This is a genomic window from Nonomuraea pusilla (assembly GCF_900109355.1).
Lineage (GTDB): Bacteria > Actinomycetota > Actinomycetes > Streptosporangiales > Streptosporangiaceae > Nonomuraea > Nonomuraea pusilla.
In genome coordinates, this window is record NZ_FOBF01000039.1 from 16,893 (window position 1) to 30,566 (window position 13,674).

Here is a 13,674-nt window from a genome sequence, read left to right on the forward strand (position 1 = left end):
CCCCCCTCGGGCCCCCTTTGGAACGACCCAAGGGACTCTAGCCGAGCGGGCGTGAACGCGAGGTAAGAGCGGCCCTCCCGCGTTTCGCGAGCCGCCGCGTGGCCTCGTCGGACAGCTCGGGGATCTCGTCGACGGGGAACCAGCGCAGGTCGAGCGACTCGTCGCTGATCACGGCCGCGGCCTCGCGGGGCGCGACGGCGGCGTACTCGACGTCGAGGTGCCAGCACTGCGGCGGGTGGCACCACACCGAGTGCCTGTCGAGCGCGAGCGGCCCCGGCAGCAGCTCCAGCCCCGCGATGCCGGACTCCTCCTCGGCCTCGCGCAGCGCCACGGCCGCCAGCGTCGCGTCGGTCGCCTCGCAGTGGCCGCCCATCGGCAGCCACAGCCCGGCCTTGGGGTGCAGCGTCAGCAGCACCTGGGAACCGTCGTGCGACAGCACGGCCGTGGTCGCGGTGAGATGCCCCGGCACGCAGCGGCGCAGCATCGCGTCGTCGTGGTCGCGCAGGTGCGCGAGGAACTCAAGGCGCAGCGCCTCCTCCTCGGGCGTGGGCGCCGTCCACGCCGAGAGCACCTCGACCGCGTCGCGGTGCAGGCTCAACTCTCGTCGCCCTTGTCGCCCTCGTCCGGCTTGGCCTCCAGCTCGGAGATGTCCCAGGCCGACTCGCCGCGGACGAACGCCTCGGGGTCGTCGAGGTCGTCGGCCGTCGGCATCAGGTCGGGGTGCGCCCAGACCGCGTCGCGCCCGTCGGCGCCGCGCTCCTCGCCGAGCAGCCGCCACAGGGCCGCCGCCTCGCGCAGCCTCCTGGGCCGCAGCTCCAGCCCCACCAGCGTGCCGAACGTCAGCTCCGCCGGGCCGCCGGTCGCGCGGCGCCGCCGCAGCGTCTCGGCCAGGGCCACCGCGGACGGCAGCTTCCCTGACGCGGCCTGGTCGACCACGGTGGCCACCCAGCCCTCGACCAGCGCGAGCATGGTCTCCAGCCGGGCCAGCGCCGCCTTCTGCCGCTCGGTCTCCTCCGGCTTGAGCAGCGCGCCGCCGCTCAGCGCCTCCTGGATGGCCGCCGGGTTGTTGATGTCGAGCCCGCGGATCTGCTCCTCCAGCGCGGAGGTGTCGAGCGTGATGCCCTTCGCGTACTCCTCGACGGCGCCGAGCAGGTGCGAGCGCAGCCACGGGACGTGCTGGAACAGCCGGTGGTGCGCGGCCTCGCGCAGCGCCAGGTAGATCCTGATCTCGTCGGACGGCACCTCCAGCCCCTCGCTGAAGGAGGCGACGCCGCCGGGCAGCAGCGCGGCCGTGCCGGACAGCGGCAGGCCGATGTCGGTGGTGCCGACCACCTCGCGGGCCAGCGAGCCAAGCGCCTGGCCGATCTGCTGGCCGACCATCATGCCGCCCATCTGCTTCAGCATGCCGAGCAGCGGCCCGGCCATCTGCTGCGCCTCAGGGGGCAGCCCCGAGCCGCCGAGCGCGCCGCCCATGGTCTCGACCATGCGCTCCGCGATCGGCTCGCACAGTTTCCGCCACACCGGGATGGTGTTCTCGATCCACTCGGAACGGCTCCAGGCCTGCGGCTGCGACACGCCGCTCGGCAGCGCGGTCGCCTCGTTCAGCCACAGGTCGGCCAGGCTCAGCGCCTCCACGATCTGGCGGCGCTCGCCTTCCATGACGCTCGGGTCGCCCTGGGCGACCACGGCGTGCCGGGCGATGTTCTTCGCCATGTCCCAGTTGACGGGGCCGGAGCCCTGCGGCGCCGACAGCATGTCGGCGAACTGGCGCATCGCCTGAGCCATCTGCTCAGGGTTGCCGAACATGGCGAACGGGTTCTCGTTAGGGTCGTTTTCGCGACCTGGCAGGTCAGTCACCGCTCTACCTCGTGCAGGATGGAGGAGTCCACATCCGCCACGTTAGTCGTCCCACGGCGGATCAGTGCAAAGTGAGGACCCGGTGCCTACCTCGAAACGCCCGCGCCAACCCGTCGTCGCCGTGACCGGCGCCGCCTCCGGCATCGGCCGCGAGCTGCTCGCGAGGCTCGTATCCGCCGCGGATTTCCGCAGGGTGGTGGCCATCGACGAGCAGCGCGGCGACATCCGGGAGGCCACGTGGAGAGTGATCGACGTACGGGATCCGCTCTTGGCGAACCGGATCTCCGACATCGACGTCCTGGTCCATCTGGCCGGTGACTACGCGGTCGACTCCGACCCGGCCGAGCGGCGCGCGTACAACCTGCGGGCCGCGCAGACCGTCCTGACCGCCTCCGCCGCCGCGCGGGTGCGCCGCGTGGTGCTCGTGACCAGCGCCATGGTGTACGGCGCCGCTCCCGACAACGAGGTGCCGCTGCCCGAGGACTCCCCGGTCGCGGCCGAGCCCGACACCGGCGTGGTGGGCGACTACCTGGAGATCGAGTCGCTGGTCCGCAGGTCTCTCCGCAGCCACCCCGGGCTGGAGGTGACCGTGCTGCGTCCGGCCGCCGTGGTGGGTCCGGGCGTCGACACGGTGATCACCCGCCACTTCGAGTCGCCCCGCCTGCTCACCGTCAAGGGCTGCGCGCCGCGCTGGCAGTTCTGCCACGTCGACGACCTGGTCTCGGCGCTGGAGCTGGCCGCGCACGGCGCGGTGTCGGGCGTGGTGGGCGTCGGCTCCGACGGCTGGCTGGAGCAGGAGCAGGTCGAGGAGCTGTCGGGCATCAGGCGCTTCGAGCTGCCCGCCGGGCTGACGTTCGGCACCGCGCAGCGCCTGCACCGGCTGGGCATCACCCCGGCGCCCGCGACCGACCTGCACTACGTCGTCTACCCCTGGGTGGTCGACTGCTCCTCCCTCCGGGAGGCGGGCTGGAAGCCGTCGTGGACGAACGAGGCCGCCTTCGCCCAGCTGCTGGAGCTGCGCGAGAACCGCACCACGGTGGTCGGCAGGCGCCTGCCGGTCAAGGAGGCCACGCTCACCGCCGCGGGCGCGACCGTCGCCGTCATCGGCACCGCGGCCATCGTCCGCCAGGTGCGCAAGAAGCGCCGCCTGTGAGGCACGCGACTCCGCCGTGAACCGCCGTGGCATTCGTATGTAGTCTCTTTTCGTGGACGTCATCCGCTTGCTAGGCATACGCGACACCTCGCTCTCCGTGGACGAGGCGCTGGCCGCCGTGGGCGACCACGCCGCCGGCGGCACCGCCCTGTTCGTCGGCACCGTGCGCGAGCAGGACCACGGCAAGCCGGTGACCAGGCTCTCCTACTCGGCGCACCCCTCCGCCGAGGACGAGCTGCGCCGGGTGGCCGAGAAGGTGGCGGCCGACTTCCCCGTCACCGCGCTCGCGGCCGTCCACCGGGTCGGCGACCTGGAGCTGGGCGAGCTCGCGGTGGTCGTCGCGGTCGCCGCGCCCCACAGGGGTGAGGCGTTCGAGGCGTGCCGCAGGCTGATCGACGACCTCAAGTCCGAGGTGCCCATCTGGAAGCACCAGCTTTTCGCCGACGGCACGACCGAGTGGGTCGGTGCCTGCGAATAAGCTCATCTCCATGTCACGACGCGCCTTGACCCTGCTGCTCGCGGGCTTCCTCGTGCTCGCGCTCGGTGTCGTGGGGGCGTTCCGTCCCGTTCCGTACGTCGTCCTCAGTCCGGGCCCGACCGAGAACACGCTGGGCGAGGTGGACAAGAAGCCCGTCATCTCGATCAACGGCCGCGAGACGTATCCGACGAGCGGGTCGCTGGACCTCGTGACGGTGGCCTACCAGGGCGGCCCGGCCGCCCCGATCGACCTGCTCACGGCGCTGCGCGGCTGGATCGATCCGACGGTGGCGGTGGTCCCGCAGGAGACCATCTTCGCTCCGAACCGCGACCCGAAGGAGGTCGAGGAGGAGAACACCGTGGAGATGACCAACTCCCAGGACTCCGCCACGGCCGCCGCGCTGACCGAGCTCAAGATCCCGTACACCACGGTCGTGAGGGTGCTGTCCACGGAGAAGGGCAAGCCGGCCGACGGCAAGCTGCTGAAGGACGACGAGATCAGCGCGGTCGACGGCAAGCCCGCGGCGGACGTCGACGTGGTCAGCGAGGCCGTCAAGGCGCACAAGCCGGGCGAGAGCGTGCTGTTCACGGTCACCCGCGGCACGGAGAAGGTCGACGTGTCGGTGCCGACGGTGGCCGACTCGAAGGGCCACCCGATGGTGGGCGTGGTGATGCAGGCCCGGTACAAGTTCCCGTTCGACGTCAAGATCAACGTGGGTGACGTGGGCGGGCCGAGCGCGGGGCTGATGTTCTCGCTGGGCATCATCGACAAGCTCACGCCGGGCGAGATGACCGGCGGCAAGCAGATCGCCGGCACGGGCACGATCCAGCCCTCGGGCGAGGTGGGCGCCATCGGCGGCATCGCGCAGAAGATGGTGGGCGCGCGCGACTCCGGCGCGACCGTCTTCCTGACTCCCGCCGACAACTGCGCCGAGGCCATGGAGAGCGTGCCGGACGGGTTGCGGCTGGTCAGGGCCAATACCCTGCACGACGCGGTGACCGCCCTGGACGCGCTGCGCACCGGCAAGGGGAATGTGCCTGCGTGCCAGGCCGGGTGAAACTTCCCGGGGCCGTCGTGCGTTAGCCGTAGGGCTGGCACAGCAGTGTAGGTTGCCAGATACGGACTGTTTCTTCATCACGACGAGGGGTTGGCCTTGAGCTTCCGGACCCCAGGAGCCGGCAGGGGGATGCGCTTGCCCCGCCGTCCGAGATTGCTTCTGCCTGTGGCGATCGCGCTGGTGGCGATTGTCGCGCTGTTCTTCCTTTTTTCCGGTTTTTATACCGACTATCTATGGTTTGACTCGATCAACTACACGACCGTCTTCTCCGGCGTGCTCCTGACGCAGGTCGTGCTGTTCCTGGCCGGGGCGCTGCTCATGGTCGCCGTCGCGGGCGGCAACATGCTGCTGGCCTTCCGCATGCGCCCGATGTTCGGCCCCGCCATGTTCGGCGGCGGCAGCGGCGCCGACCGCTACCGCATGGCGCTCGACCCGCACCGCAAGCTCATCTTCATCGTCGGCATGGGCCTTCTCGCCCTCTTCTCCGGCTCCTCGCTGGCGGGGCAGTGGAAGACGTGGCTGCAGTTCGTCAACGGCCAGCCGTTCGGCAAGACCGACGCGCTGTTCAAGATGGACGTCTCGTTCTTCATGTTCGACTATCCGTTCATCCGGATGGTCCTGAACTTCCTGTTCACCGCGGTGATCATCTCGATCGTCCTGGCGACGGTCACCCACTACCTGTACGGCGGGTTCCGCCTGCAGTCGCCCGGCCTGCACGCGTCCCGGGCGGCGCGGACCCACCTGTCCGTGCTGCTCGGCGTGTTCGTGCTGCTGAAGGCCGTCGCGTACTGGATCGACAGGTACGGCCTGGTCTTCTCCGACCGCGGCTTCGTCCACGGCGCCTCCTACACCGACGTCAACGCGGTGCTCCCGGCGAAGACCATCCTCGCGATCATCGCCCTCATCTGCGCCGCGCTGTTCTTCGCCGGCGTCGTCCGCCCCGGCGGCATGCTGCCCGGCGTCTCCTTCGGCCTGCTCGTGCTCTCGGCCGTCCTGATCGGCGGCGTCTACCCGGCGCTGGTCGAGCAGTTCCAGGTCAAGCCGAACCAGCAGCTCAAGGAGTCGGCGTTCATCAAGCGCAACATCGAGGCCACGCGCGACGCCTACGACGTCGCCAAGACCGAGATCATCCCGTACACCGCCGAGGCCGACCCCACCAAGGTCCGCACCGACGGCGACGCCTCGGTCTCGGGCGTGCGCCTGCTCGACCCGGCGCTGGTGTCCGCGACGTACGAGCAGACGCAGCGCATCCGCGGCTTCTACAGCTTCTCCGACCCGCTCGACGTCGACCGCTACCCCGGCGAGGGGGGCAAGCTGGTCGACCACGTCGTCGGCGTCCGCGAGCTGACCGGCCCGCCCGAGGGCCAGAACAACTGGATCAACAAGGCGCTCGTCTACACCCACGGCTACGGCTTCGTCGCCGCGCCGGGCAACAAGGTCGACGCCGGCGGCCTGCCCGACTACGACGCCAAGGACATGCCGGTCACCGGCCCGCTCGCCACCACGACGAAGCTGAAGGAGTCGCGCGTCTACTTCGGCGAGAACCCGGCCTCGTCCGAGTACGTCATCGCCGGCGGCAACCCGAACAAGCCGCAGGAGCTCGACTACCCCGAGACCGGCGGCACCGGCCAGAAGAACACCGCCTACACCGGCAAGGGCGGCGTGCCCGTCGGCTCGTTCCTCAACCGGCTGGTCTTCGCGGCGAAGTACAGCGAGAAGAACATCCTGCTCTCGGGCGACATCAACGACAACTCCAAGATCCTGTACGTGCGCAACCCGCGTGAAAGGATCGAGAAGGTCGCCCCGTTCCTCACGCTCGACGGCAACCCGTACCCGGCGATCGTCGACGGCCGCATCACCTGGATCATCGACGGCTACACCACGTCGAACGACTACCCGTACGCCCAGAGCGAGAGCCTCGGCGACATGACGCGCGACACGTCCACCGACCGACGCGTGATCGCCCAGCAGCCGATCGACAAGATCAACTACATCCGCAACTCGGTCAAGGCCACCGTCGACGCCTACGACGGCACGGTCAAGCTCTACGCCTGGGACGCCGGCGACCCGTTGCTCAAGACCTGGAGCAGCGCCTTCCCCGGCGTCATCAGGCCCGCCTCCGAGATGAGCGCCGACCTGAAGAGCCACGTCCGCTACCCCGAGGACCTGTTCAAGGTGCAGCGCTACACCCTGTCGCGCTACCACATCACCGACCCGGCCGCCTTCTACAGCGGCCAGGACTTCTGGAACGTCCCGGGCGACCCGACGCAGTCCGACAAGAGCGTCAACATCAAGCAGCCGCCCTACTACCTGACCACCACGATGCCGGGCAGCGAGCCGTCGTTCTCGCTGACCACGACGTTCGTGCCGCGTCAGGGCCCGAACCTGGCGGCGTTCATGGCGGTCGACTCGTCGGCCACCGGCAACGACTACGGCAGGCTCCGCATCCTGCGCATGCCGTCGAACACGCCCATCCCGGGCCCCGGCCAGGCGCAGAACGCCTTCCAGAGCCGCTTCGCCGGCGAGCTCAACCTGCTCGGCGTCGGCGCCTCCTCCGTCCGGTACGGCAACCTGCTGACCCTGCCGTACGCGGGGGGCCTGGTCTACATCGAGCCGGTGTACATCCAGGTCGCCGCCGGCGGCGGGCAGGAGCCGTACCCGATTCTCCAGCGCGTGCTGGTGTCGTTCGGCAGCAAGATCGGCGTGGCGCGCACGCTGGACGAGGCGCTGAAGGAGGTCTTCGGCGGCGAGCAGCAGAACACCAACGCCAACCAGAACAACCAGGCGAACCAGGGCCAGACGAGCACCGCGCTCACGCCGGCGATCGACGCCGCCAAGAAGGCGTACGACGACGCCCAGAAGGCCCTGCAGGCGAACCCGCCGAACTGGGACGAGTACGGCAAGGCACAGAAGCGGCTGGAGGAGGCGCTGAAGCAGCTGGAGAACCAGGGCCGCCAGGCCGCTCCCTCTGCCACGCCGTCCGCCACGCCGTCGCCCGCGCCCAGCGGGTCGCCGTCGCAGTCGCCGTCACCATCACCGTCGCCGGGGGCGCCGTAGCCTCTCGGTTTGCGTCACACCCGCGGCGCCGATAGTGTGGACAAGCACGACGACGCGGGGTGGAGCAGTTCGGTAGCTCGCTGGGCTCATAACCCAGAGGTCGCAGGTTCAAATCCTGCCCCCGCTACCAGTTTCGAAGGCCCCCGGTCTCCCAGAGACCGGGGGCCTTCGACGTTCCCGGGCCACGGCGCGAGCTGCGAGCAGGTCGCCGCCTGTCGCGGAGGCCTGCCGGTCAGGGGCGCAGGCGCAGCGAGTAGATCCGCTGCCGGCTGCCGTTGTAGGCGGCCGTCCGCTCGAAGGTGAGCCCCAGCTTCCCCGCGACCCGCTGCGACGGCACGTTCTCCGGATTGATGATCGCGATCAGCCGGTCGACGCCGAGCACGTCGCGGGCGTGGTCGCGGCAGGCGAGCGCCGCCTCGGTGGCGTACCCGCGCCCCTGCAGGCGGGCGGGCACCAGGTAGCCGACCTCGGTGAAGATCTCACCTTCGACGTTCTGCCTGGTCAGCCCGCAGTTGCCGGCGAACTCGCCGGTCTCGCGCACGGTGACGGTCCACAACCCGTACCCGTGCTCCTCGTAGCTGCGCAGGCTGCTCTCGATCCACCGGGCGGCCTCCTCCCGGGTGAAGGGGCGCGGGTAGTGGCGCATCACCTCGGGGTCGCCGAGGAGGGCGGCCATGTCGTCGAGGTCCGCGCGGGTCATCTCGCGCAGGGACAGCCGCTCGGTGGGAGCGGGCGGACGGCGTTCCACGGCCATGGGATGTGCCCTTCGTACGGGGTCAGTGGCAGCGCAGGTCCCAGCCCGGGTCGTGCATCTCGGTGAACTCGACGACGACGCCGCGCGAGCCCCCCTCCGGGGCGTCCTGCTCGACGTACACCTTGCCGCTCAGCGGCGAGCCCCGGTAGTAGTCGGCGATCTCCTGCCCGCTGAGCGACGTCGTCAGGGAGATCCGCACGATGTAGTCGCAGCGGTTGCCGTTGCCCGCCTGGAGGCCGACGGAGCCCTGGGGGCGAGGGTCGGCCCAGGTCGTGCGCGGCGGCAGCGGGAACGAGGTCACGCGGCGCACCATCTCGTCGAGGCGCGCGTCGTGCGCCCACACCGGGATCAGGACGGCCAGCGCCAGCAGGACGGGCGGGACGATCAGCCACCCGGCCCACCGACCGTGCCGCCGCGTCGGCCTGGCCGCGGCAGGGGAGAGGAGGACAGGAACCTCGCCGGAACGCATGCCGTCAGGATCGCACGCCGCTGACCGTCATCAGCACTGCCCGAAGCCCTGTATAGTTATGAATGCAACACCGACGCGGGGTGGAGCAGTTCGGTAGCTCGCTGGGCTCATAACCCAGAGGTCGCAGGTTCAAATCCTGTCCCCGCTACCAATCGAAAGTCCCTGGTCTCCCCACGGAGACCAGGGACTTTCGCCGTTTTCAGGCGTCCTGTGGCGATTGACCCTGCGCGGGGTTACCGGTTAGTTTCTGGCATTCGCACAGTTGAGGAGCCCTCGGTGAACCTGCGAGGAGCCGCTTCCGCCACGCTGCTCGTCGTCGCGGCCACCGCCTGCGGATCCGGCGCCGGCTCGGACGGCGAGCAGGCCAAGACCCTGACGTACTGGGCCAGCAACCAGGCGGCCGGCATCGAGCTGGACAGGAAGATCCTCGAACCGGAGCTCGCCGCGTTCCAGAAGAGCACCGGCATCAAGGTCAACCTCGAAGTCATCCCCTGGTCCGACCTGCAGACCCGGATCCTGAACGCCGCCGCGAGCGGCCGGGGCCCCGACGTGGTCAACATCGGCAACACCTGGTCGACGTCGCTCCAGGCCACGGGCGCGTTCGTGGAGTTCGACGACGCGACGCTCGCCAAGGTCGGCGGCAAGGGCAGGTTCCTCGCCAGCAGCATGTCCTCGACCGGCGCGCCCGGCCTGCCGCCCGGCTCGCTCCCGCTGTACGGCATGGCGTACGGCCTCTACTACAACAAGAAGCGCTTCGCCGAGGCCGGCATCGATGAGCCGCCGAAGACGTGGCAGGAACTCGTCGGCACGGCCAGGAAGCTGACCGGCGGCGGCCGCTACGGCCTGACCCTGCTCGGCGCGAGCTACACCGAGGGCGTCCACTTCGCCTGGATGTTCGGCAGGCAGAACGGCGCCTCCGTCTTCGACGGCGAGCACCCCGCGTTCGACACGCCCGAGATGGTCGCCGGCGTCAAGCGCTACCTCGACCTCATCGCCGTCGACAAGGTCGTCAACCCGAGCGACGCCGAGAAGACGCAGGACGCGCAGCTGTACACCGACTTCGCCTCCGGCAAGGCCGCCATGATGATCATGCAGAATCACGGCACGGCGGGCCTCGCCGCGTTCGACATGGACCCCGACGAGTACGGCGTCGTGCCGATCCCGCTGCCCGAGGACGCCAGGCAGCCGGTCACCAGCCACGTCGCCGGCATCAACATCACCGCGTTCGCCGAGTCCCGCAACCGCGAGGGCGCGCTGAAGTTCATCGAGTTCATGACGAGCCCGCAGGAGCAGACCAAGCTGAACAAGGCGTTCGGCTCGCTCCCCGTCGTGAACGGCGTCACCGACCCCGCCTTCGCCGCCGGCCACAACAAGGTGTTCGCCGAGGTGCTGGCCACCGCGCAGCCGCTGCCGATGATCCCCCAGGAGGCCCAGTTCGAGACGCTGGTGGGCACGGCCGTCAAGGACCTGTTCGCCCAGGTGGCCACCGGCGAGCGGGTCACCGAGTCCGACATCAAGGCCAAGCTCTCCGAGGCCGGGCAGAAGCTGCTCAACGGCGGATGATCAGCAAGAAGCGGCTGCCGTACCTGCTCCTGGCGCCCGCCGTCGCCGCCGAGCTGGTGATCCACGTCGTCCCCATGCTGGCGGGTCTGGGGATGAGCCTGCTCAAGCTGACGCAGTTCTTCCTGCGCGACTGGACGCGCGCGCCCTTCGCCGGTCTCGGCAACTTCGCGGTGGCCGTGGACGTGTCCGCACCGGTCGGCGCCGATCTGCTCAGGTCGTTCTGCGTCACCCTCCTGTACGCCGTGCTCGTCGTCACGGGAAGCTGGGCGCTCGGGATGCTCGGCGCGGTGCTGCTGCGGCGGCCCTTCCCCGGGCGCGGCGCCCTGCGCGCCCTGTTCCTCGTGCCGTTCGCGCTGCCGGTGTTCACCGGAGTGATCACCTGGTCGTTCATGCTCCAGCGGGACACCGGCCTGGTCAACGCCGTGCTCGACGCCGACGCGTTCTGGCTGATCGGCGGCAACAGCTTCGCGAGCCTCGTCGTCGTGACGATCTGGCGGAGTTGGTCGTTCGCCTTCCTCACGCTCACGGCCGGCCTGGCCGCCGTGCCGCCCGAGTTGCACGAGGCCGCGGACGTCGACGGCGCCGGCCGCTGGCGCCGGTTCAGGTCCGTCACGCTGCCGCAGCTCGCGCCGGTCAACCGGGTGCTGGTGCTGGTGCTGTTCCTGTGGACGTTCAACGAGTTCACGACGCCGTACACGCTGTTCGGGAAGGTGGCGCCTGAGGAGGCGAGCGTGCTGTCGATCCACGTCTACAACGCCTCGTTCTCCACCTGGAACCTCGGCCTCGGCTCCGCCATGTCGGTGCTGTTGCTGCTGTTCCTGCTGCTGGTGTCGCTGGGCTACCTGTGGCTGACGTCAAGGAGACGCCGTGTACCGGGCGTTTAGGGCGCTCGCGCTGGCGGCGCTGGCGCTGTTCACGCTGGCGCCGGTCTACGTCATGGCGATGTCCTCGGTGAAGCCGCTGCGCGACGTGCAGGGCCCGTTCACCTGGTGGCCGTCCGAGATCACCTTCGCGCCGTACGTGGAGATGTGGCGGACCGTCCCGCTGGCCGCGTACTTCGCCAACAGCGCCGTCGTGGCCCTGTGCGCGATGACGTGCTCCACGGCGATCGCCCTGTTCGCCGGGTACGCCGTCAGCCGGTACCGCTTCCGGGGGCGCCGCGCGTTCCTGGCCACGGTGCTCTCGACCCAGATGTTCCCCGGCATCCTCTTCCTGCTGCCGCTGTTCCTCATCTTCGCCAACGTGGACCGCCTCACCGGCCTGGAGCTGATCAACTCCCGGGCGGGGCTGACGGTGACGTACCTGACGTTCTCGCTGCCGTTCGCGGTGTGGCTGCTGGCCGGCTATCTCGACTCCGTCCCGCGAGAGCTGGACGAGGCGGCCGAGGTCGACGGGGCGACCCCGCTGGGCGCGCTGTTCCGCGTGGTGGTGCCCGCGGCCAGGCCGGGCATCGTCGCCGTCGCCGTGTACGCGTTCATGACGGCCTGGGGCGAGGTGCTGTTCGCGTCGGTGCTGACGGACCAGGACACCCGCACCCTGGCCGTGGGCCTGCAGGCGTACGCGACGCAGGCGAACGTCTACTGGAACCAGGTGATGGCGGCCTCGCTGGTGGTCAGCGTGCCGGTGGTGCTCGGGTTCCTCGCGCTGCAGCGCTACCTCGTCGCCGGCCTCACGGCGGGAGCGGTGAAGTCCTGACGCGCGTGCTGAGGCTCGCCCACGGGTCTCACGGCTTGCCGACCATCATGGCGGCCTTCAGCCCGGCCCAGCCGAGCAGCAGAAGGCCGAACACCGCCTGGACGACGCGCATCCACATAGCGGATGTCTGGTCCGCGTATACGACGATCCCAATCCACATAACGCCGAATATCCCGACGAAGAGGATTGCTGCCCAGTTCAGCCCCCGCTGCCACATAGGCGCAGTCTCGCAGCCGATCGACCAAGGGTGGGTATGCCCGGCGTTGTCATCTCACCAGTGCATCGTGATGAGATGCACCGGTGTGGAGGCAGTGTCCGGAGACGTGGCCTTTCACCCTCAGGAGTGAGCGGGAGTGCGGCACCTGCGTGGTCGGTTCACTGGCGGGGGAGGGGCCTGCCGGACCAGACGCAGCGCCGCAGCCGCAGCCCGCGCGACCGGCTCGGCTCCGGCTGCTCCATTGCCGCGAGGAGCGCGGCGGCCGTGCGGGCGTCCGCCAGGATCCGGTGCACGGCCTCGTCGTCCTGCGGGAGCTGTCCGCGCTCGGCCAGCTCGTGCCTCACGAACGTCAGTGGCTCCGGGTCGCCCACCATGCCCGCGGCCACGGACGCCCTGGCCGCCGTGAGCAGGCGCAGGTAGTGCGAGCGCAGGGTGGCCTCGCGCAGCCGCGCGTCCTCGAGGTCGTCGATCAGAGTCCGGGCGATGCGCAGCAGGTCGCCGGCGCTCGTCCCCTTGTCGGCGAGGAAGGCGCGGATGTCGTCGAACTCCGAGCGGGTCATTGCGGACACCTCCGAGGGCAGTCTGCTCGTAGGTAGTTCGTACCGGGGGACGATTGCGGTTGACTTGCCGGACGCTTGCCACTCGGGGTCGGTGCGGGAGTGCTTGTTCAGGTTTGAGGGTCCGGTGGTGAGGGAAGGACCTCACGATTACCAGAGTTGCGCGAAGCAGGTCTTGCGGGCTGCTAGAGTTGCTTCGCGCCAGGCAGCCCGGGGTCTTCCCGGAGATGCCAGGCGAATCCCTCTCCTTCCCGGATCATCCGGACGGTACAAAGCTGTCCTGAGGGGCTGGTAAGTTAGAGGGGTTGTCCCGGAAACGGGGCGGTGGTTATTCCGGAAAGTCGATCGAGTCCCGGTCAATTTGACAGAGACTGGAACGGCTGAAAGAATAAAGACACAACGAAAACGAAATGAACGCCTCGAAGTTCGAGAGCCGAACGGTTTGAGAACGACGAAGAACGCGTCCGTTTCTTGAGAACTCAACAGTGTGCTTAAAGCCAGTGCATGATTATCATGTAACACCCCGTCATTAATGACGGATTCCTTTTGGTTGGGATTCAACCAGCTTCAAACATTGTTTGGAGAGTTTGATCCTGGCTCAGGACGAACGCTGGCGGCGTGCTTAACACATGCAAGTCGAGCGGAAAGGCCCTTCGGGGTACTCGAGCGGCGAACGGGTGAGTAACACGTGAGTAACCTGCCCCTGACTCTGGGATAAGCCCGGGAAACTGGGTCTAATACCGGATACGACCACTCCAGGCATCTGGTGGTGGTGGAAAGAACTTTGGTCAGGGATGGGCTCGCGGCCTATCAGCTT

At 69.2% G+C, this 13,674-nt stretch carries 12 protein-coding genes, 2 tRNA genes and 1 rRNA gene; 10 read left to right on the plus strand and 5 right to left on the minus strand.

Annotation, left to right across the window (positions count from 1 at the left end):
- Positions 1–37: 37 nt before the first annotated feature.
- Positions 38–598, minus strand: coding sequence for an NUDIX hydrolase (locus tag BMX74_RS41680; RefSeq protein WP_055508538.1), 561 nt, complete (start codon positions 596–598; stop codon positions 38–40).
- Positions 595–1,806, minus strand: coding sequence for a zinc-dependent metalloprotease (locus BMX74_RS41685; RefSeq protein ID WP_082535552.1), 1,212 nt, complete (start codon positions 1,804–1,806; stop codon positions 595–597). Before BMX74_RS41685 ends, BMX74_RS41680 begins: the two co-directional genes overlap by 4 nt.
- Before the next feature lie 133 nt (positions 1,807–1,939).
- Between BMX74_RS41685 and BMX74_RS41690 the strand changes: the two genes are divergently transcribed.
- From BMX74_RS41690 to BMX74_RS41710, 5 genes are all read left to right on the plus strand, one after another.
- Positions 1,940–3,010 carry an NAD-dependent epimerase/dehydratase family protein gene (locus BMX74_RS41690; protein WP_201784766.1) on the plus strand — a complete coding sequence of 357 codons (1,071 nt, stop codon included), beginning with the start codon at positions 1,940–1,942 and terminating at the stop codon, positions 3,008–3,010.
- 52 nt (positions 3,011–3,062) lie between these two features.
- Entirely contained in the window at positions 3,063–3,488 is a 426-nt protein-coding gene (locus tag BMX74_RS41695) for a molybdenum cofactor biosynthesis protein MoaE (RefSeq protein WP_055508543.1), read from the plus strand.
- 10 nt (positions 3,489–3,498) lie between these two features.
- A complete protein-coding gene (locus BMX74_RS41700) occupies positions 3,499–4,545 on the plus strand; it encodes a YlbL family protein (protein WP_055508545.1) in 1,047 nt (348 codons plus the stop codon).
- 165 nt (positions 4,546–4,710) lie between these two features.
- Positions 4,711–7,602, plus strand: coding sequence for a UPF0182 family protein (locus BMX74_RS41705; protein ID WP_475717170.1), 2,892 nt, complete (start codon positions 4,711–4,713; stop codon positions 7,600–7,602).
- 53 nt (positions 7,603–7,655) lie between these two features.
- A tRNA-Met gene (locus BMX74_RS41710) sits at positions 7,656–7,732 on the plus strand.
- Between the two features lie 102 nt (positions 7,733–7,834).
- Here BMX74_RS41710 and BMX74_RS41715 read toward each other — a convergent pair.
- Together BMX74_RS41715 and BMX74_RS41720 are read right to left on the minus strand one after the other, a co-directional pair.
- On the minus strand, positions 7,835–8,356 hold the full coding sequence (locus tag BMX74_RS41715; protein ID WP_055508549.1) for a GNAT family N-acetyltransferase: 522 nt from the start codon (positions 8,354–8,356) through the stop codon (positions 7,835–7,837).
- A gap of 22 nt (positions 8,357–8,378) precedes the next feature.
- The gene (locus tag BMX74_RS41720) at positions 8,379–8,825 is read right to left on the minus strand and encodes a hypothetical protein (protein WP_055508551.1); all 447 of its coding nucleotides are present in this window, start codon (positions 8,823–8,825) and stop codon (positions 8,379–8,381) included.
- A 74-nt stretch (positions 8,826–8,899) separates the two neighbouring features.
- Here BMX74_RS41720 and BMX74_RS41725 point away from each other — a divergent pair.
- The 4 genes from BMX74_RS41725 to BMX74_RS41740 all read left to right on the plus strand — a co-directional run bounded on the left by BMX74_RS41725 (position 8,900) and on the right by BMX74_RS41740 (position 12,083).
- Positions 8,900–8,976: transfer RNA gene (locus tag BMX74_RS41725), tRNA-Met, on the plus strand.
- A gap of 125 nt (positions 8,977–9,101) precedes the next feature.
- On the plus strand, positions 9,102–10,388 hold the full coding sequence (locus tag BMX74_RS41730) for an ABC transporter substrate-binding protein (protein WP_177227742.1): 1,287 nt from the start codon (positions 9,102–9,104) through the stop codon (positions 10,386–10,388).
- Complete coding sequence (locus BMX74_RS41735; RefSeq protein WP_091105980.1) at positions 10,385–11,272, plus strand: carbohydrate ABC transporter permease; 888 nt, start codon at positions 10,385–10,387, stop codon at positions 11,270–11,272. The genes BMX74_RS41730 and BMX74_RS41735 overlap by 4 nt, the downstream gene beginning before the upstream one ends.
- Positions 11,256–12,083, plus strand: a complete 828-nt coding sequence (locus BMX74_RS41740; RefSeq protein ID WP_055508557.1) for a carbohydrate ABC transporter permease — start codon at positions 11,256–11,258, stop codon at positions 12,081–12,083. Before BMX74_RS41735 ends, BMX74_RS41740 begins: the two co-directional genes overlap by 17 nt.
- Positions 12,084–12,458: 375 nt before the next feature.
- Here BMX74_RS41740 and BMX74_RS41750 read toward each other — a convergent pair whose 3' ends face one another.
- Positions 12,459–12,860 (minus strand): hypothetical protein, encoded by a 402-nt coding sequence (locus tag BMX74_RS41750; protein WP_055508561.1) that lies wholly within the window; start codon positions 12,858–12,860, stop codon positions 12,459–12,461.
- Between the two features lie 572 nt (positions 12,861–13,432).
- Between BMX74_RS41750 and BMX74_RS41755 the strand changes: the two genes are divergently transcribed.
- Positions 13,433–13,674: ribosomal RNA gene (locus tag BMX74_RS41755) — 16S ribosomal RNA — on the plus strand; the annotation flags it as partial.

What these genes read in the sequence shown, in the direction of transcription:
- BMX74_RS41720 (WP_055508551.1), bottom strand. Translation starts at nt 8,825, where the DNA reads ATGCGTTCCGGCGAGGTTCCTGTCCTCCTCTCCCCTGCCGCGGCCAGG.
- BMX74_RS41700 (WP_055508545.1), top strand. Translation starts at nt 3,499, where the DNA reads ATGTCACGACGCGCCTTGACCCTGCTGCTCGCGGGCTTCCTCGTGCTC.
- BMX74_RS41735 (WP_091105980.1), top strand. Translation starts at nt 10,385, where the DNA reads ATGATCAGCAAGAAGCGGCTGCCGTACCTGCTCCTGGCGCCCGCCGTC.
- BMX74_RS41750 (WP_055508561.1), bottom strand. Translation starts at nt 12,860, where the DNA reads ATGACCCGCTCGGAGTTCGACGACATCCGCGCCTTCCTCGCCGACAAG.
- BMX74_RS41685 (WP_082535552.1), bottom strand. Translation starts at nt 1,806, where the DNA reads ATGTTCGGCAACCCTGAGCAGATGGCTCAGGCGATGCGCCAGTTCGCC.
- BMX74_RS41715 (WP_055508549.1), bottom strand. Translation starts at nt 8,356, where the DNA reads ATGGCCGTGGAACGCCGTCCGCCCGCTCCCACCGAGCGGCTGTCCCTG.